16 protein-coding genes are annotated in these 18414 nt (G+C 54.6%); 4 read left to right on the top strand and 12 right to left on the bottom strand.

Annotated features, from left to right (window positions below):
• Positions 1 to 149 precede the first annotated feature (149 nt).
• The 6 genes from KK078_RS14635 to KK078_RS14610 all read right to left on the bottom strand — a co-directional run bounded on the left by KK078_RS14635 (position 150) and on the right by KK078_RS14610 (position 5310).
• Positions 150 to 794: a response regulator transcription factor gene (locus tag KK078_RS14635; protein WP_254091032.1), complete on the bottom strand. Its 645-nt coding sequence runs from the start codon at positions 792 to 794 to the stop codon at positions 150 to 152.
• The gene (locus KK078_RS14630) at positions 787 to 1554 is read right to left on the bottom strand and encodes a sensor histidine kinase (RefSeq protein ID WP_254091031.1); all 768 of its coding nucleotides are present in this window, start codon (positions 1552 to 1554) and stop codon (positions 787 to 789) included. The genes KK078_RS14635 and KK078_RS14630 overlap by 8 nt, the downstream gene beginning before the upstream one ends.
• A gap of 80 nt (positions 1555 to 1634) precedes the next feature.
• Entirely contained in the window at positions 1635 to 2288 is a 654-nt protein-coding gene (locus KK078_RS14625; RefSeq protein WP_254091030.1) for a hypothetical protein, read from the bottom strand.
• Positions 2289 to 2297: 9 nt separating this feature from the next.
• A complete protein-coding gene (locus tag KK078_RS14620) occupies positions 2298 to 2873 on the bottom strand; it encodes a hypothetical protein (RefSeq protein ID WP_254091029.1) in 576 nt (191 codons plus the stop codon).
• A 224-nt stretch (positions 2874 to 3097) separates the two neighbouring features.
• Entirely contained in the window at positions 3098 to 4351 is a 1254-nt protein-coding gene (locus KK078_RS14615; RefSeq protein WP_254091028.1) for an Hsp70 family protein, read from the bottom strand.
• 116 nt (positions 4352 to 4467) lie between these two features.
• On the bottom strand, positions 4468 to 5310 hold the full coding sequence (locus tag KK078_RS14610) for a universal stress protein (RefSeq protein WP_254091027.1): 843 nt from the start codon (positions 5308 to 5310) through the stop codon (positions 4468 to 4470).
• 321 nt (positions 5311 to 5631) lie between these two features.
• Here KK078_RS14610 and KK078_RS14605 point away from each other — a divergent pair, with 321 nt between their 5' ends.
• The gene (locus tag KK078_RS14605; RefSeq protein ID WP_254091026.1) at positions 5632 to 6252 is read left to right on the top strand and encodes a cupin domain-containing protein; all 621 of its coding nucleotides are present in this window, start codon (positions 5632 to 5634) and stop codon (positions 6250 to 6252) included.
• A 26-nt stretch (positions 6253 to 6278) separates the two neighbouring features.
• Here KK078_RS14605 and KK078_RS14600 read toward each other — a convergent pair whose 3' ends face one another.
• Together KK078_RS14600 and KK078_RS14595 are read right to left on the bottom strand one after the other, a co-directional pair.
• Positions 6279 to 6785, bottom strand: a complete 507-nt coding sequence (locus tag KK078_RS14600; RefSeq protein ID WP_254091025.1) for an SRPBCC family protein — start codon at positions 6783 to 6785, stop codon at positions 6279 to 6281.
• Positions 6786 to 6947: 162 nt separating this feature from the next.
• Positions 6948 to 7421 (bottom strand): OsmC family protein, encoded by a 474-nt coding sequence (locus KK078_RS14595; RefSeq protein WP_254091024.1) that lies wholly within the window; start codon positions 7419 to 7421, stop codon positions 6948 to 6950.
• A gap of 116 nt (positions 7422 to 7537) precedes the next feature.
• Between KK078_RS14595 and KK078_RS14590 the strand changes: the two genes are divergently transcribed.
• On the top strand, positions 7538 to 8302 hold the full coding sequence (locus tag KK078_RS14590) for an MBL fold metallo-hydrolase (RefSeq protein WP_254091023.1): 765 nt from the start codon (positions 7538 to 7540) through the stop codon (positions 8300 to 8302).
• Between the two features lie 138 nt (positions 8303 to 8440).
• On the opposite strand, the gene KK078_RS14585 is transcribed toward KK078_RS14590, so the two are convergent.
• Both KK078_RS14585 and KK078_RS14580 read right to left on the bottom strand, forming a co-directional pair.
• Complete coding sequence (locus KK078_RS14585) at positions 8441 to 9406, bottom strand: SRPBCC domain-containing protein (protein ID WP_254091022.1); 966 nt, start codon at positions 9404 to 9406, stop codon at positions 8441 to 8443.
• Positions 9396 to 9728: an ArsR/SmtB family transcription factor gene (locus KK078_RS14580; protein ID WP_254091021.1), complete on the bottom strand. Its 333-nt coding sequence runs from the start codon at positions 9726 to 9728 to the stop codon at positions 9396 to 9398. The genes KK078_RS14585 and KK078_RS14580 overlap by 11 nt, the downstream gene beginning before the upstream one ends.
• 144 nt (positions 9729 to 9872) lie before the next feature.
• On the opposite strand from KK078_RS14580, the gene KK078_RS14575 reads away from it, so the two are divergent.
• Positions 9873 to 12290, top strand: a complete 2418-nt coding sequence (locus KK078_RS14575; RefSeq protein ID WP_254091020.1) for an ABC transporter permease — start codon at positions 9873 to 9875, stop codon at positions 12288 to 12290.
• Positions 12291 to 12304: 14 nt separating this feature from the next.
• On the opposite strand, the gene KK078_RS14570 is transcribed toward KK078_RS14575, so the two are convergent.
• Together KK078_RS14570 and KK078_RS14565 are read right to left on the bottom strand one after the other, a co-directional pair.
• Positions 12305 to 13474, bottom strand: a complete 1170-nt coding sequence (locus tag KK078_RS14570) for a threonine aldolase family protein (RefSeq protein WP_254091019.1) — start codon at positions 13472 to 13474, stop codon at positions 12305 to 12307.
• Between the two features lie 71 nt (positions 13475 to 13545).
• Positions 13546 to 15903, bottom strand: a complete 2358-nt coding sequence (locus KK078_RS14565) for an ABC transporter permease (protein ID WP_254091018.1) — start codon at positions 15901 to 15903, stop codon at positions 13546 to 13548.
• 192 nt (positions 15904 to 16095) lie between these two features.
• On the opposite strand from KK078_RS14565, the gene KK078_RS14560 reads away from it, so the two are divergent.
• Positions 16096 to 18402, top strand: a complete 2307-nt coding sequence (locus tag KK078_RS14560; RefSeq protein ID WP_254091017.1) for a transglycosylase domain-containing protein — start codon at positions 16096 to 16098, stop codon at positions 18400 to 18402.
• Positions 18403 to 18414 lie beyond the last annotated feature (12 nt).

Raw genomic sequence — 18414 nt, 5'->3', positions numbered from 1 at the left:
CAGGCCAAGGATTTTTGCAAACCCCACAGTTGCAAATCTTTGGCCTCGTTTTTTGTATAGCAGCACGAATCGTCCGACGATTTCTATGGCTTATGCAAGGGTTATAAGCTCTCCTAATTTCAGCCAGCCCTGTAAGGGCTATATAATGCCTATTCTACCTTATAAACCTTATTCTTAATAGCATAGATAACAAGCCCGACGCGGCTCTTGATCTGAAGCTTTTCAAAAAGCGCCTCACGGTACCCGTCGATAGTCTTTGGGCTCAGGAACATCTCCGCAGCGATCTCTTTATAGGTCTTCTCCGTGCAGACAAGCTTGAGGAACTCGATCTCGCGGTCCTTCAGGACCATTTCTTCTTCGGCCCGGTGCAGGGAGCTGAGGACCGTATTGGTGATCTTATCGGAGTAATAGAAGCCCTTTTCCAGCACGTCGCGGAAGGCATCCTGCAACACGGTGGGATTGATGTCTTTCAGCAGGTAGCCGTGGGCACCGGCCCGCAGCATGCGGATCACGGTGGTCTCTTCGTCGTCCATGGACAGGGCCAGGCCCTTGATACGGGGCTGGTGACGGGTGAGCCACTGCATGGTCTCGATGCCGTTCATCACAGGCATGTTGATGTCCAGGAGGCAAATATCGGGTACATTCTCGGGAATGCTCAGCTTTTCGATCAGCTCCTCGCCGTTCTTGACGTGATAAAGTACGGTGTACCTGTCAAATGTATTGATAAGGGTCTTTAAAGCCTGGGCGAAGAGTGCGTGGTCGTCGACAATTACAATAGAATACTGGTCAGGCATGCGCCGTTTTTTTAAAAGTGTACCCTAAAGATAGGTGAACGCCGCGATTTGGGGAAGTTTCAAGGTCATAAGTAGCACCAATGAGGGACGCCCGGCGCTGCATATTGTCCAGGCTGGAGGTGCCCGGCACCCCCCGGGTGCCATTGTGATAGGCGTCTATCAGCAGGCTATCAGCGTGGTAGCTCAGTGTCACCTGCAATTTGCTGGCGCCGGATTGCTTGACAACATACAGAAAAAACTCTTGCAGTATCCTGAATAAAATGATCTCTTCCTCCTGCTCCAGCGAGGTTTCCTCGCCGATAATGGTCATGTTGGCATCCAGGAACTTGAGCCGGTTAAAACGCTGAAGCTCGACATTGATGGATTTGATCAGACCCGCCGCGCCCAGGGCTTCGGGGCTCAGGGTCTTGGACAACAGGCGGATCTCCTTCAAACTGGCGCCGATCAGGTTGTTGACCTCCTCGACGTACTGGCTGTCTTCCTCCGACAGCCGGGGCTGCAGCATGCTGAGCTGTAACTTGGCAATGGACAGCAACTGGCCGACATGGTCGTACAGCTCCCACGACACGTTTTTCAGGCCCTGCTCGCGGATCTCCATTTTAGACTTCGCCAGCTCATCGGCCAGGCGCTTCTCGGCCTCGATACGGGCCAGGATGAATTGGTTCTTTTTACTCTGAAAAATCACAAAAAAGATAATGATGATGACCACCAGCGTGATCAATGTAAGGGTAGCTGCCAAAATTACTTCGCGTTCCATCATCGTTTCTCTCGTTAATCTCTCCTCAATCCCGCCCTAAAAAAATGTGCCGTGCCGCCTGTTTGGTTATGCCGCCCGTCGCATTAATCCGTATATGTGTTGGCTAACGCGAACCCGGTGATAAAGCAACTATACATCACCAGGTTCAGTGTAAAGAATATGATCGACAACATGTCCGAGCTCAGCAACAGCGGCATAAAGTTCACCCCTACCATAAACGGAATGATCCCCGTATAGAACAGGAACAACCCGATGCTGATCCAGAACATGAGGTAGCGCTTAAAATACAATACTTTCTCGGTATTCAATATTTCGGCAAAGAATAACCCAATCGTTACCATCAGCAGAATGGCTCCCAGGGTAAAGGTATAGGAATGAAACGGCGCCGTGAGCGTAAGCCGCTGCATCCACAAAAAATTGATCGTTACGGCTACTGGAAACGCTACCAGAAAGCCCGCCACGATTTTTTTGTACCGCTGGGTCTTCAACGTATAATAATACACGAAAAAGAAGTACACATATTGTACCGACGTCAGCAGGTTATACACAAAATTGTTCTGCACGACCACACCTTCATATAAATGCTTCACCTCAGCCATCGTAAATTCCACGACCGCCACACCCCACAATAAGTATACAAAATGCCGCAGGTGTGACGTGGCGTACTTGCGATAGTACAGCACCGCCACCAGGGCCGCCAGCAGCTCCAGGTATTTGATCAGTCCGAAGAGGCTCATGACCGCCTGTTACTCCGAGCAGTTTGGCTTACACATCTCGCCCATGTTCCCGACCGAGCCCGGCGCCACCGACATCAGCAGGCCTGCCTTGAGGAACATCGCTTCCTTGCTTTCGCCCTTTGTGATCAGATCGTGCACCGGTATAGGCTTTCCGTCTTTATCCAGGTACAGCGGGTCGAAGGCAATATGTTTATCCTGTTTTTTATCGTAATACGTGGGGAGGTATATAAAGGTCTGGTAGCCGCGCTGGTTTTCAGACTCGGCGTCGTCAGGATAAGCAACATAATACAGGCGCAGGCCGGAGACCTCCACACCGATCTTTTTACTCTCTTCTTCGAGGTAGGCAATGTATTCCTTGTAATAGTCCAGCGAGTGCCAGCCATAGCGGGCGTCTTCTTTGCCTTCGCGGAATTTCGTGACGGCGTCGAACCGCGGCTGGTAAGCCTGGTACATTTCGCGCGCGCGCTTTAAACTGATCAGCCCCGAGGGCTTGGGCGGGTGACCGTGGTCTTTCTGACAGCCGATAGACAACATGCAGAGCACGAGCACAAACGGGAGGGTCCCCGTAAAACGTCCAGTTTTCATGGTATAACCGTTAATGAGTTCGCTGTGTTTAACGACTAAACTATACAGAAAACCAGCACCAGAAAACTAAGGGTGCCCGAAAGGGTATTTTTCCCCCCTTCTCCCACTCATGAACACCCCGGAAACAGCGCTAATTCTTACAAATCGGGGTTTTCACGGATAACGACGGAATATTGATAGTATAGCGTTATCGAATGGAATTGATTATACGAGCCGGCCGTATCCTAGCCGAATTTATTCCGGCTGTCATACGCTAAGCCGAGCCCGACAGACGAAAGTTTGTTTTCATCCGCCAGCGCAGCATTGGGAAACAGGCGGCGAAATTCCGCTTGTACCCGCGGCACCTCCGTGGAGCCTCCCGTAAGGATCACCAGCTCGATCGCTTCAGCACCCACCCCGGCATCGTGGATACACTGCGTGGCAGCCTGCGCGATCTTTTCAATCTCGGTACGAATGGCCTCCTCAAAAAGTTGACGCGACACATCGATGAAAAAGCCGGACTCTATAAATTCAAATGGTGCCTGATAGGTGGCGGCCGATGTCAATGCGATCTTGGTTTCCTCCGCGGACGCCAGCAGCGCATGGCCGGTCTCCTGTTCCAGCACGGTGAGCAACCGGCCGAAGCGTTTTTTATCATGCGATTGGTATAACAGCTGACGCGTCTGCGCCACCGTCTTGGTGGTATAGAGAAAGTTCACCTTGCTCCACTCCGCCAGATCGTGATAGGGCTTGAGCGGCACCTCCAGATGTTTCTCGCCATAGGTGCTTCGGTAACCCAGCTCGGGCAGGATGAGCGACAAGCTCAGGTCCTTATCAAAGTCGTTCCCGCCGATGCGCACGCCCGTGTTGGCCAGGATGTCGCCCGTGCGGTCGGTCTTCTTTACGTAAGCGTTAGAGAGACGGATGACGGTGAAGTCGGACGTACCACCACCCAGGTCGGCCACGAGCGCCAGCTTCTCGCCCGCCAGGTTCACCTCGTGGGCAAACGCCGCGGCGATGGGCTCGAACTGAAAGTCTACATACCGAAAGCCCACAGCCTCGGCCATGGCCTTCAGCTCGGCCTGCGCGCGGCTGTCGGCGTCGGGGTCGTTATCGACAAAGTGTACGGGCCGCCCCATCACCACGTGCTGCAGGTCCAGGCCGCTGGCGGCATCGGCTTTGTCCTTGAGGTTTTTGAGGAAGGGCGTAATGATCTTTTCAAACTTCATCACCTTACCGTTGACCATGGTACCCTGCTTCATCAGCGAGGTACCCAGCACACGTTTTAAACTGCGCATAAAGCGCCCCGGGCGACGGGCAAAGAACATGGCCACGGCCTCGCGGCCATAGGTGGGAATGTTGTCTTTGGCGTGAAAGAACAACGCGCTGGGAATCGTCACGTACGTGCCTTCCACCGGCGCCAGCCGTATGCCCTCCGGCGTCGCCAGCGCAACGCTGGAGTTGGACGTTCCAAAATCGATTCCACAGGAAGCATTCATGAGGCAGGCCGTTTTTTGAGCCTGCAAGTATCTGTCAATTTTTCTTCCCCTCCTACTCCTTCCTTTCGCCGGGTAATATTTCCCGGCACAAAACAGTTTTCCGCGTGCCGGCGGCGCTAGCCGTGATGCTTCAGCGTATAGGTCCAGACAATGCGGTCGGTGTGATTGGCCACCGCTTCGGCCAGGCTGCCGTTGACGATGTGTGCCAGACCGGTGCGGCCGTGGGTACCCATGGCGATCAGCTCGGCATCCGTCTCCCGCACAAACTGGTTGATGCCCTCCTCGACGTCGGCATGGTTGTACACGTTCAGCGTGTAGTTGGCCAGCTGGTGCTGCTGCGCAAACCGGTTCAGCCGCTCGTGCGTTACCGAGTCGTCCAGAAAGTTGGCGGGCGTATTGATATATACCAGGTGGAGCGTGGCGCGAAAGAACTCCTGCAGCGCCTTTACTTTACGCATCAGGTCGTCTTGCAAGGTAGGCTCCAGCGTGTTGGGGAAAGCGATGTTGCGCACGTTCCCCAGGAACTTGTCTTTGATGACCATGACCGGCACGGCAGCATGGCGGATGATCTTCTCGGCCGTAGAACCGATCAGCAGCTCACGCAGGCCGCGGGCACCGTGCGAGCCCATGATCACCACGTCGATACCGGCGGCCTGAATATATTCCAGCAACGACGCTTCGGGCGCCCCATACGCCAGCCTGGCTTCAATGTGTATACCCGACGACCGGTGTTTATCGATGATCTTGCGAAACTCCTCTTCGGCTTTCGCTTCCAGCTCCGTATACACGGTGCTGTCAGGAGGTATCGCCGGCACAAAAGCGGCATCGTATACGGCGGGCACGTCGATGACGTGCACCAGGTGAATAACGGCTTCCGAGCGCTCTGCCACGTCGAGGGCAAAAGAAAATGCGTTGAGCGCAGTTTTGGAAAAATCGCAAGGCACCAATATGGTTTTCATAAAATTGTCGTTAAAAGGTTATACAGAGATGACCGGGGAGTATGTGGTCATTATCCGCTCCCTGACCAAAAGTATAGCGTGGCAACCGATAAAAATATGAACTACCTCAGGCAAGGGGGTGACTTTCGTCATTCCGGGCACGTGCTTTTACATATAATATTATTAGCTTTAGCGATCAGACGTACACACGCGTTTGTCGTGCGGCTACAGTGTAAACAGTTATTCCAGTGAAAACGTTTTGTATGAGCTCCCCCAGGCGGATGACAGGTTCGGAAAAGTTGGTGCGGTTATTTATCGTTCTATCGTTATTGTGCCGGTGAGATGGATCCGAACGAATTATTGCAATCGGGATTATTAGAGCTTTATGCGCTCGGTCAGCTGGAAGGCGACGAACACGACAAGGTGCGACACGCCATCGCACACCATCCTGCCGTTGCACGGGAATTCGAACAGATCGAACATGCATTATTCCTGCTGGCGAAAGCACACGCCATCGAGCCGCCGCCGACAGCCAAGCCCCTGCTCATGGCCAGGATCGATTTCCGCGAACGGGTCCGCGGGGGAGAAGTATTAGCACCCGTGCCCCTGTTGAGCCCACAATCGAAAATAGAAGACTTTTCGGCCTGGCTGGACCGCAAAGACCTCAACACTCCTGAAAACTTTGACACGATGTATCTGAAGATCATCGGCCACGATCGCCAGAAGACCACCGGCCTGCTGTGGCTGCGCTACGGTGCGCCCGATGAGACACACACCGACGAGTTCGAGCACTTTCTTATTCTCGAAGGCACGTGCGACATCACCGTGGGCACCGACGTGCACAGCTTCCGGCCCGGCGACTATTTTGCCATTCCCCTGCACATCAATCACCAGGTGCGCGTAACCTCCTCTACACCGTGCAAGGCGGTATTGCAACGTGTATTCGTTCAGCCCAAGGGGTGATCGTTCCGCCCCCCGCGATATCGTCGCTATACCGGCGACTTCGCCAGCTCTCTCTCCAACAGTTCGTCCAGCTTTTCATAGCCGTCGTTCACACCCCTTTCCATGCCCGATTGGATCATGCCATCGCGGTCGTCGACAGATTGAAATACAGAGTGTGTCGTCACGCGCGTACGATTGTTGGCCAGGATCTCGAAGCTGATGGAGTCCAGGCATACGTGGCCGGTTTCCGGCAAGCCTTCGAATTCGAATGTCTGAATGATGCGCACGGGATCCGACACTTCATGAAACGTACCGTGAAAAGCATACTCCTCTCCTTCCGGACCGATGTGAATATACCGGTAGGCACCGCCACTGCGCGCATCGAACTTGTCGATCCGCATATCATAGTCCCCCGGCGACAGCCATCGCGCCAACCAGGTGGCATCGACGTGTGCTTTAAAGACTAGTTCGCGCGGTGCGTCAAACTCGCGGATCATGGTAAGGTCATACTTGCCCGGTTCCGCGACGAGGGTGATTCCTTTTGTTGTAGTCATACGTGTTGTCGTTTAAGTAAGCCGTAATCGTATAGTGTACCAAAACTTCATGCCCGCGCCGGGAAGCATCCCAGGCGGTAAAGCATGTACCAAAGATAGCGGCCATCGACGCGCAGGCGAGGGAGAAAAGCGCCAACCTCGCGGGGCGATCGCGACAATTGATTACGCCTCGGCGACGCGGCTCGACGGCTTGTGGTAAATGGGGAACTTACACGAATTGGCAATGAAACAAAGACGATTCGCTTCGTGGTGCAAGGCGGTTGCCTTGGTGATCATGCTGGCATCGGCCACGGTTACCACGGGAAATAACGTCATCTCCGTGAAGTGGCCGCCGCCGTCCGCCGTTTCGGCCATAACGCCCGTAGCCTGATCATGATACGCCGTTACGACGACCCCCGCTTCGGCGCAGAGGTGCAGGTACCACAGCATGTGGCAGGAAGAGACCGACGCCAGGAAAAGCTCTTCGGGATTGTAGCGGGTGCGGTCGCCGCGAAAGCTTGGGTCAGATGAACCGGGTATAACCGGTTTGCCCGTTGCCGTCACCGTATGGCTTCGCTCATATGCACGATAATTGGAAGTCCCACTGCCGGTGTTGCCCGTCCAGGTAATTTCTACGTTGTAGTGATGTTCGTGCATAGCGATCGTAAGGCTAGATGCTGACTTTCACGAAATCCACCCGAAATGGTTGTGCATTTGCGCAAAAACCGAAATGCTCTACCTTTGACGTATTCCACTCCCAAAACTTCATCTATATGAAAACGACACTGTATATTCTTCTGGCGCTGTTCGCCGCCGGTGCCAGGGCACAACGCGTCCCGGCCGACGTCGTACAAACCTCGCAGGGCCCGCTCACCATCCAACCCCTGCAGCATGCTACGCTGGCCCTTACCTGGCAAGGAAAAACCCTCTACGCCGATCCCGACGGCGGCGATGCCGCGTTTCAAGGTATAGCACCGCCCGACCTCATCCTGATCACCGACATACACGGCGATCATTTTAATCCCAAAACGCTCGAAGCCATTCCCGCTACAAAAGCGATCATCATCGTTCCCCAGGCCGTCGCCGATAAGATGCCCGAGGCACTAAAAGCAAAATCTATTGTACTCAACAACGGCAAGGTCACCAGCCAGCTGGGCATCACGATCGAAGCCATCCCCATGTATAACCTCCCCGAAACAGCAGACTCCAAACATCCCAAAGGCCGCGGCAACGGCTACGTACTCACGTTCGGCGACAAGAAAGTATACCTGTCAGGCGACACCGCCGGCATTCCCGAGATGCGCAGCCTGAAGAATATAGATATAGCCTTCGTCTGCATGAACCTGCCCTATACCATGGATGTACCCGAAGCCGCCGCCGCCGTACTGGATTTCAAACCTAAAATTGTATACCCCTATCACTACCGCGGCGCGAATGGCCTGAGCGACACCAAGCAGTTCAGGAAACTGGTTCAGGCCAAGAATAAATCGATCGAAGTCCGCACCCGGAACTGGTATCCGAATACAACAACACACTAATAAGGACGCTATAAAACTGGCGCCGGTGTTAGCGCCTAGCGAAGCGCAGGCGCGCCACCGGTGCCTGGTATGGAGGCGGTCTCCTGACCGCCTTCGCCCCTGGCGCAGTCAACTCAGCTACTACCAACGACAAAGTATCTACTCCATAAAATTAAACATCCAGTTTATCCCAAACCGATCCGTAATAGTCCCGAAGTAGGCACCAAAGAACATATCCTGCAGCGGCATCGTAACGTTTCCACCTACAGCAAGAGCATCAAAGATGCGTTTCGTCTCCTCACGACTATCGGGCTCCACGCAGATATGCATGTTTGTACCCTGCACCAGCTCAAACCCCATCCCCTTCGGCGAATCAGTAGCCATCAGCAAGTGCCCGCCTGTAATCGGCAGCTCGACATGCAGCACCATCTTCTTTACACTATCGGCCACCGGCGGGTGGCTGCTGTCGGCTGGTATATCACCAAACCGCTTGATCCCTTCGCCGGAAAATTCCGTCTGGAACACCGACTTGTAAAACGTAAAAGCTTCCTCCGCTGTACCCGGGAAATTGAGATAGCTCGACACACGCGGCGGCTTGCCATAGGTACGAAGCTGCTTGCGGATCTTGAACTGTGCCTGGAGGTACTGATCCAGGTTGCCCAGGGCCAGGGTGAAGCCTTCTTCGAAGCCCATCTCCAGCATTTTCCGGAGCCCCGATTCCTCTGCCGCCGTAATGGTTATAACCACACGCGTGCCTGTAGCCGTCGGGTAAAATTCGTTATGCCAGTATGTCTCGGGGATCTCGTTATTCTTAGTACCCGTTTCATCACAGAAAAAATCGGTGGCTTCAAAGCTCTTCTGAGATACGATCTTACCGAAAACGGCAGCCGACCAGTGCCGCTCGTTGTTAGGCCCCACCATGGCGTATAACCATTGACCACCTTCGCGGAAGTCGAGGCTTTTGGTCTCGGTCCGCCAGGGCTTCGGAGCCCACCACTGGTCGAGCAATTCCGGTTCCGTCCACGTAAGCCATACCAACGCTACCTCCGCGTCGAAGTGCCGGGTGATGGTCATTGTTTTGTTTGCCAGGTCTTTGTCGAATTGTAATGCAGGATTACTTGCCATGAGGTTTTGTTTTGAGTTGTTTTAAAACTTTATCCAATTGATCAAACCGTTTTTCCCACAGTTGCCGGAACTGGTCCAGCCACGCGTCCACCTCCTTTAGTTTTGTGGGATTAAACGAGTAGTATATCTCCCGTCCGGAGTGTTCCTGTTGCACCAGCTCGCACTCGGTCAGGATGCGGATGTGTTTGGAGACCGCCTGCCGGCTGGTATCAAAGTGCTCGGCCAATGCGTTGGGCGTCATAGCCTGTATCGCAATGAGTGTTAAAATGGCCCGCCGCGTGGGGTCGGCGATCGCCTGAAATACGTCCCTTCTTTCAATCATACGCTTAATTTGAAACTATTTGGTTGCAATATATACGCAACTACGTGGTTTCGCAAATCTTTTTATAACCCCATGCAACCTTTCCCCCTTAGGAGGTATCTTCACACAGGTACCCCTATTCTCCACCGTAAACCCTTTCTGCATATGTTGAAGAATTTCCTCATCATTGCCTGGCGGTCGATGTCACGGCAGAAAATGTACACCGCCATCAATATCGGCGGCTTTGCGCTGGGACTTGCCACGTGCATGCTCATCTTCTTATTTATCCGGCACGAGCTGAGCCACGACCGGGCGTACCTCCACGGCAACCGCATTTATCGTCTCTATAATCACTTTACAAAAGACGGCGGCAGCTGGACCTCCATGCCCGCTTCCGTGGCTTCCATCGTTAAAGCCGATTATCCCGAAGTAGAGCTCTCGGCCCGCCTCATTCCCTTTAATTGGTTTAAAGCCGGCAGCAACCTGTTCCGCCGCGAAGAGCAGACCGAGAATACATTTGAAGAGGGCTTTGCGTATGCCGACCAGAACCTGCTTCAGATCCTGGAAATACCGATGGTGTATGGCAATCCGCTCCACGCACTGGACCGGCCCAACACCGTTGTCATCTCCAAAAGCAAAGCCGATAAATATTTTCCGGGCGAAGACCCCGTCGGTCGTACCATCGTCTTAAACGACGAACGCAAAACGCCCTATACCATCGGCGGCGTCATGCAGGATTTTCCCATTACATCGCATTTACACTTCGACTTTCTGATCACCCTGCAAGACGTTGAATTCTGGCCCGGCGAACAAACCAGCTGGTGCTGCTGGAACTACGATGTATACCTGCGCCTGCGTCCGGGAGCCGACCCACGAGTACTGGAGCCAAAGTTCGCCAGCATGCGCGATAAACACCTGCTGGGCTACATGAAGGAAGTGGGCGACCAGTCCCTGGAAGACGTCCGAAAACACCACCACTTCAGCCTGCAGCCCATCGGAAATATATACCTGGGGGCCGATGTCAACGATTCCCTGAAGCATGGTGACATGCGGTATGTCTGGCTGTTTGGCGCCGTTGCGTGTTTTATCCTCGCACTCGCCTGTATCAACTTTATAAATCTCTCCACCGCCCGATCGGCGAATCGCGCAAAGGAAGTAGGTTTGCGCAAAGTAGTCGGCTCGATGCGCATCCACCTGGTGAAGCAGTTCCTGATGGAATCCGTTGTCTATAGCCTCCTCTCTTTTGCGCTGGCGTTACTGCTGGTGTGGGTTGCGCTGCCGTCCTTCAACGCACTGGCGGGCCGTACACTCGCCATGCCGTGGACAGCCTGGTGGTTGTCGCCGCTGATGTTCGGGTGTGCCCTGTTGACCGGCATCGCGGCCGGTATATATCCATCGTTCTACTTGTCGGCCTTCAAACCCATCGACGTGCTGAAAGGCGGTATAAGCCGCAGCGGTCGCAGCGCCGGCCTTCGCAACGGTCTGGTGGTATTCCAGTTTACAACCTCGCTGGTGCTGATCATCGGCACGTTCATCATCTACCGCCAGATGAGCTATATGTTGCACACAAAGATCGGCTTCAGCAAAGACCAGGTCGTCATGATCCAGGGCACCAATACCCTAACCGATGAAGGTCTGAAAACACTGAAAGACGAGATCACGACCCTCTCCGGCGTGCAGCATGTAACGACAGGCAACTACTTGCCCGTAGCCGGATCGCACCGCGACCAGAACTCCTTCTGGAAAGAAGGGCGCAACAAGATCGACAAAGGCGTCTCCGCCCAGCGTTGGTTTGTAGACCCCGACTACCTGGCCGCCATGGATATGAAACTGTTACAGGGCCGGAACTTCGATAAACAGATCGCGTCCGACTCACAGGCCGTCATCATCAACCAGGCCATGGCCCGCGAGCTGGGCTTACAAGAACCCCTGGGCGAACGCATTCAAAACTGGGAGACATTTACCGTCATCGGCGTCGTGGAAGATTTCCACTTCGAATCCATGAAAAGCAAGATCAGCCCGCTGTGTATGACACTCGGCTCCGGCGGATCGGTCATGGCCGTAAAAACCCAAACCGCCGACATGCAAAGCATGTTGCAGGCCATTCAAACCAAATGGGATGTAGTCATGCCGAACCAACCCTTCCGGTATACATTCCTCGACGAGAGCTACGCAAAGTTGTACGAAGACGTACAACGCATGGGCAGCGTGTTTGCCAGCTTCGCGGTACTGGCCATCATCGTGGCGTGCCTGGGATTGTTTGCACTCTCATCCTTCATGGTCGAACAACGCAGCAAGGAGATCAGCATTCGGTTGGTATTAGGCGCGTCCTTCAATACGATCTTGCGATTATTGACGCAGAGCTTCGTACGCCTGGTATTGATCTCGTTTGTTCTGGCAGCACCACTGGCCTGGTACCTCATGCACCGCTGGCTGGACGACTACTCCTACCGCATCGAGCTTACCTGGGATGTCTTTGCCCTGGCGGGCACCGCGGCGCTGGCGATTGCCCTGCTAACGATCAGCTACCAATCCATCAAAGCGGCGCTGGCGAACCCGGCTACACGACTAAGGTCGGAATAAACAAGAAGGGTCCGTTAAAGACCCTTCTTAAAAGCGTTTACAATATAGTCCACTGGCTGGTATAGCAGCGTTTCATTGACCGTAAGCATCGTGTGGTTATTGCCATCTGGCCGGGGCATAAGGATCTTCGCTTCGCGCAGACTCGCCTGCAGCCTATTACCGTCGATCTTTTTGTCGAGCTCCAGGGTATAGATGTTTGTACCGCCGTCCAGCGGGCTGACCTTTACGCCCGGCAACTTGTTCAACGTAGCGAAGATTGATTTAGAGGCTTGGATAGCCTGCTGCAGGCGGGTCTCAAAACCTTCCATGCGGTGTAATGCCATGGCGGCGTTCAGCCAGTTGCCGTACATGGAGCCTCCGTGCACTTTCACCAGGTGCGTCATTTTATCCATCACTTCGCGGGGACCACAGAGTATGGCACCGGCCGCAGCCCCGAAGTATTTATACAGCGAGATGTACACCGTATCGAAATATGATGCATACTCTTTCACCGACACACCCGTCCAGCCCGAGGCTATAAAGAGGCGCGCACCGTCCAGGTGCAGGCCGATGTTGTTGCTGCGGCAATAGGCGCTGATCTTCTTAATTTCTTCGATCGGCACTACGCGCTCGTCGGCGCGGCGTACGGGGTTTTCGATCGACACCGCACCCACAGAAGTTTTAAACACCTCGCCTTGCTTCAAAGACTCTATACCTTCCTGTAACTGCTGCGCTGTAAAGTACGTGGCGTCCTTTGCCAGCGGCACCAGCCGTTTGCCAAAAACAGTCTGCGCCGCATCGCTCTCGTCGCGAAACACATGGCTCGTCTCCTGAACAATGACCTTCGTCTCCTCACCGCTCAGCACGGCGATCGCCAACTGGTTGGCCATTGTGCCGCTGGGCATAAAGACCGCTTTCTCCTTGCCGGTAATTTCCGTAAACCTTTTTTCCAATGCTTCGATTACACCACCCGTGCCATACCGGTCGCGCTCGATACCTTTTGCCGCCTGGTATTTTTGCAGCTCGGCCAGGTATTCCTGCGGCTCATACGACTCCCCGGCTCCGAAGAACTTGACAGTCGGCCCCGTTGGGGCATTTGATAGGTGCTGCCGGGTGCCCGTTGCCAGGACCGACGATACAGGGATCATGGCCGGCAGCAATGCGGTGCCGGACGTCTTCAGGAATTTTCTTCTGTCCAGGTTCATGGGTAGGTGTGTTACAACTGCGGGAAGATAGGCAAGCGCCCAGGTATACACAATATTTATTATGGCGGGAGCTATTCGCTGCGCAGCGCCTCCGCCGGATTGGACCGTGCCGCCCGCCAGGCTTGTATGCCGACGGTGAGGCACGCCACGGTCAATACGCCGAGTGCTGCGGCAGCAAAAAACCACAACGCAATGGTCGTGCGATACGCAAAGCTGCTCAGCCAGGTTTGCATCAGCCAATACGCCAGCGGCGAGGCCACGAGCACGCTGACCAGCACCAGGTAAACAAAATCTTTCGACAGCAATACCAACACGCTGCGCAGGCCGGCACCCAACACTTTGCGGATCCCCACCTCTTTGGTGCGCACCTCGGTATAAAATGTCACGAGGCCGAATAACCCCAGGCAGGCGATCACCAGCCCCACGGCGGTAAAGCCGCTAAAGATGTTGGCCAGGCGGTCCTCGGACTGGTATAACTGGTTAAAAGCATCCTCCAGGAAGTAATAGTCGAACGGCGACTGCGGCTGATGCTTGTGGAAGATGGCTTCCAGCGCAACAATCTTGTCACGCAGCTGTGCGGCCGGATCCAGGCGTATATAGATCACTCCTTCGGCAAGGCTTTTGGATGTATCCGCTCGTATCGAATACATCATAGGCCTGACCGCCTGGTGCAACGAAGAAAAATTAAAGTCCTTGATGACCGCTTTGATCACGGAGTTCTCCTCTACCAGGTGGAGCGGTTTACCAATGTCCTCTGCTGTGAGCCCCAGATCGTGAAGCGCCGTTTCATTGATAACATATTCGGCGGGAGCGCCGGCGAGCGAGTCGGCCGATTGATAATACCATTCTATGTCCAGCGTTTTGAAGAAACCCGGGTCGACGGGGGCGGCATTGACAAACAGCTCCTCGTCGTGCTTCGGCGTTTTGATAAAATAACCGCCGGTACCATATTTATAGAGCGGCAGCGACGACGATGCCACCTGCAGCACACCGGCCTGATCTCTGATCTCTTGTATCAATGCATGGGGGCTCCCCTTCGCCGCCGGGTCGAGACTTACCACCATTACCTGCTCTTTATTGAGCCCGATCTTTTTGGTCTGCATGAACTCGAGCTGCGACTGCACCACCAGGCTGCCGACGATCAGCGCCACCGAAGCCACAAACTGCAGTACGGTCAGCCCCTTCCGCACCCACTGGCCGGACGCCGCCATCCCGAACCGGCCTTTTAGCACGGCGGCAGGACTAAAACGCGTCAACAACAAGGCGGGGTAACTCCCCGCCAGTACAATACACGTAACGAGCAACGCCACCATCACGCCCACGAACGCCGGCGTCCAGATAAATCCGGCGTCGACATGCATGTGGAGCCATTGCACGAGCTGGGGCATACCCAGTTGGATCATCATCAGGGCTACGCCAAATGCCAACGTCGTGAGCATAGCCGACTCGATATAAAACTGCAAGATCAGCGAAGATCTCCGGGCACCCGTCACCTTCCGGATCCCCACCTCACGCGCGCGGATCCCGGCCCGGGCTGTGGTCAGGCTCACATAGTTGATCAGCGCCAATGCCAGAATGATCACGGCGATGCTGATAAACAACCCCAGGTACCGCGTGCCGGCCATATCAGACAAGTTGAAATGCACCGACACCAGGGGAACGAGCTGGAGCTGCCCGTCCACCGACTTCATGTCGGCCGCGTGCATCATGGACTGTTCAATGCCTGCCCGCGCGGTGGGATCGTCTATGCGGAAATACGTCGCGCACGAACCGAGGGCAGCCTTGGGGTAATCATACCCTTCCTTTTCGTCCGGGATAGACGCCAGGGTACTGATCGACGCAATAAAGTCGTACTGGAGAGAAGAGTTGGAGGGGAAATCGCGGGCCACGCCCACTACCTCCAACGGCACCGAGCGGTCGTAGAGCAACGTCTTGCCTACAGGATCCTCTGCACCAAAATATTTATGCGCCATGGCCTCTGTCAGGATCACGGTATGGGGGCGACCCAGTGCCCTATACTCACCCTGCAGCAAGGGGAATGAGAACATGCTGAAGAATGCACTGTCGGAAAAGACAAACCGGCTTTCATAGAACCGGTGCCCGGCATCCGTTTCCACCACGCGCTTACCGCGTTCGCGCACGCGTACATAGTTTTTGATCGAAGGGTTGTTTTCTTTTGTGATGGGCGCGAACTGTACGGACAGGGCCATGATATTGACCTGCTGCCCACCCCAGTTCAAGGCGCCGTTTGCTTTATAGATCTGCGGACCGTGCACATGAAACCGGTCGTACATAACCTCGTGCGACACATACAACAAGATCATCAGACTGACGGCAATCCCCACCGACAACCCCGCCAGGTTGATGACCGAATAGACGCCGAATTTCCTCAGGTTTCGCCAGGCGATGATGCAATAGTTCTTAATCATAGGCTCTAAAGTCTTATCTCGCTACCCAATATTCACGCCACGAATAAACCGCCCTACGGAGCGGCTAGAGGCTGTTATACACCGGCGGGCGCCCACCGTCGGACGAAAGTGTTCGCTGGCGGATAGTAGTAATCTAACATTAATATACAACAAACCGCTAAGTTCGCTATATTTAGACCTCCTACAGTATGTATGGTACAACCTACCCGTAATGCCCCGCCGCGGAACTTTGCGCACAGAGCGCTCCGCGCCCTTAGCTTTCAACGCTCCTGGTTTAAGAAACTCACAAAAGCCGTCTGGATCCTGCTCCTGAGCTTTGTCGTGGTGACACCTTTGTTTTTTTATGTGGTCAGCATCAACCTGTTTGGCCTTTTTGGAGGGATGCCCAGCCTGCGGGCCATTGAAAATCCAACAAATGACCTCTCGTCAGAGGTCATCTCCGCCGATGGTGTTTCACTGGGACGTTACTTTCGCTATAACAGAAGCCAGGTTTCATACGAACAGCTTTCGCCAGCTCTGGTCCAGACCCTTCTTGACTCGGAAGACCGTCGTTTTCGTGATCATTCTGGCATCGACGCACGGGCTTATCTACGGATAATTCTCGGGGCGTTGACGTTTACATATCAGGGTGGCGGCAGTACACTGACACAACAACTGGGCAAGAACCTGTATACGCTGGAGCTCGACGGACCGGCTGCAGACCTGGGAAAGCTGCCTCAGCGTCTTATTCAAAAAACAAAAGAACTGATCATTGCCATTCAGATCGAACGCAATTATACCAAAGACGAAATCTTGACGATGTACCTGAACACCGTCGAGTTCGGCAGCAACGCGTACGGCATTAAGGTCGCGAGCGAGACTTACTTCAATAAACCGCCCTCCATGCTTACCTGGCAGGAGGCGGCCGTGCTGATCGGGATGTGTCAGAACCCCAGTTACTTCAATCCTCATTTTTATGCTGAACGGTCTTTGAAAAAGCGAAATGAGGTACTTCATAAAGTAATGGAATACGGTCACATTTCACGCGTAACATACGACTCGCTGAAAGCGCTACCCCTTGGATTGAACTACTCGGTGCAAAACCAAAACAAAGGCATGGCCACCTATTTCCGAAACGTCATCCAACGCGAGCTCAACAAGTGGTGCACCGAGCACGGCTACGATCTGCGCGATGCCGGGCTAAAGATCTATACCACCATCGACAGCCGCCTGCAGCGCGATGCCGAAGACGCGGTCGCCAACCACATGGCCACCCTGCAACAACAATTTAACCGCGAGTGGCGCCAACGCGGCCTCAACCCCTGGGTAGACCCGCGCACGGGTCAGGAAATAAAGGGCTACCTCGATGCCAAGATCAAACGCACCGACGCCTATCGCAACCTGGTGAAACGCTACGGCGCCGACTCCGATTCCGTCGGCATCTTGCTCCGCGCCAAAAAGCCGATGACCATCTTTACCTACCGCGGCGAGCGCGATACGCTCTTCAGCTCCATGGACTCGCTGGCGTACTACAACCGGTTCTTACAGACCGGCCTCCTGTCGATGGACCCGCGCACGGGCGCCATCAAAGCATGGGTGGGCGGCATCTCGCACAAATACTTCAAGTACGACCACGTACGGCAGGGCACCCGGCAACCTGGCTCTACCTTCAAACCGTTTGTGTACGGCACCGCCATCGAAGCCGGCTATAGCCCATGCCAGGAATTTGCCGATATATCTCCCACGATCCGCCTGCCCGACGGCTCCACCTGGACGCCCCCCAACTCCTCGGGCTCCCAGGGCTCCGGCGAGATGGTGACGATGCGCCGGGCCATGGCGCTGTCGCTGAACTCCATTACCGCGCAGGTCATGCAAAAGGTCACACCGCAAAACGTCGTATCGTTTGCCCAGCGACTCGGCATCACGAGCAAGCTGGACGCCGTCCCCGCGCTTTGCCTCGGCACCAGCGATGTGACGCTGTACGAGATGGTCGCCGCATATTGCAGCTTCGTCAACCTCGGCATCTACACGCAGCCATACTATATCACGCGCATTGAAGACAAGAACGGCAACGTGCTGGAGAACTTCACACCCAAAACGCGCCAGGTAATGGACGAGCTGACAGCCTATAAAATGATCTACATGCTGCGCGGCGGCGTAGAAGAAGCCGGCGGTACCTCGGAAGGACTCAGCTACGATTTGAAAGACAACAACGAGATCGGCGGAAAAACGGGCACGACCGACAATGCCTCCGACGGCTGGTACATGGGCATCACCCATAACCTGGTCACCGGCGTATGGGTGGGCGGCGACGAGCGTAACATTCACTTCCCGTCCTGGAGCTTTGGTTCCGGCACGCGCACCGCACGCCCCATCTGGGACAAGTATATGACCCTGGTATACCGCGACCGTAACGATGGTTATGACAAAGGACCGTTCCGCAGACCATCGCAAAAGCTGGACACCGAACTGGATTGCGGCCAGTATTCGGCTTCGGCAGAAGGTGAAGAAACGTTTTGATTTCCGGAAACA

Origin of the sequence: Dawidia soli (assembly GCF_018598185.1) — a bacterium.
Lineage (GTDB): Bacteria > Bacteroidota > Bacteroidia > Cytophagales > Cyclobacteriaceae > Ohtaekwangia > Ohtaekwangia soli.
Note: the sequence above shows the minus strand (reverse complement) of the source record. Positions and strands in the feature narration are given on the sequence as shown.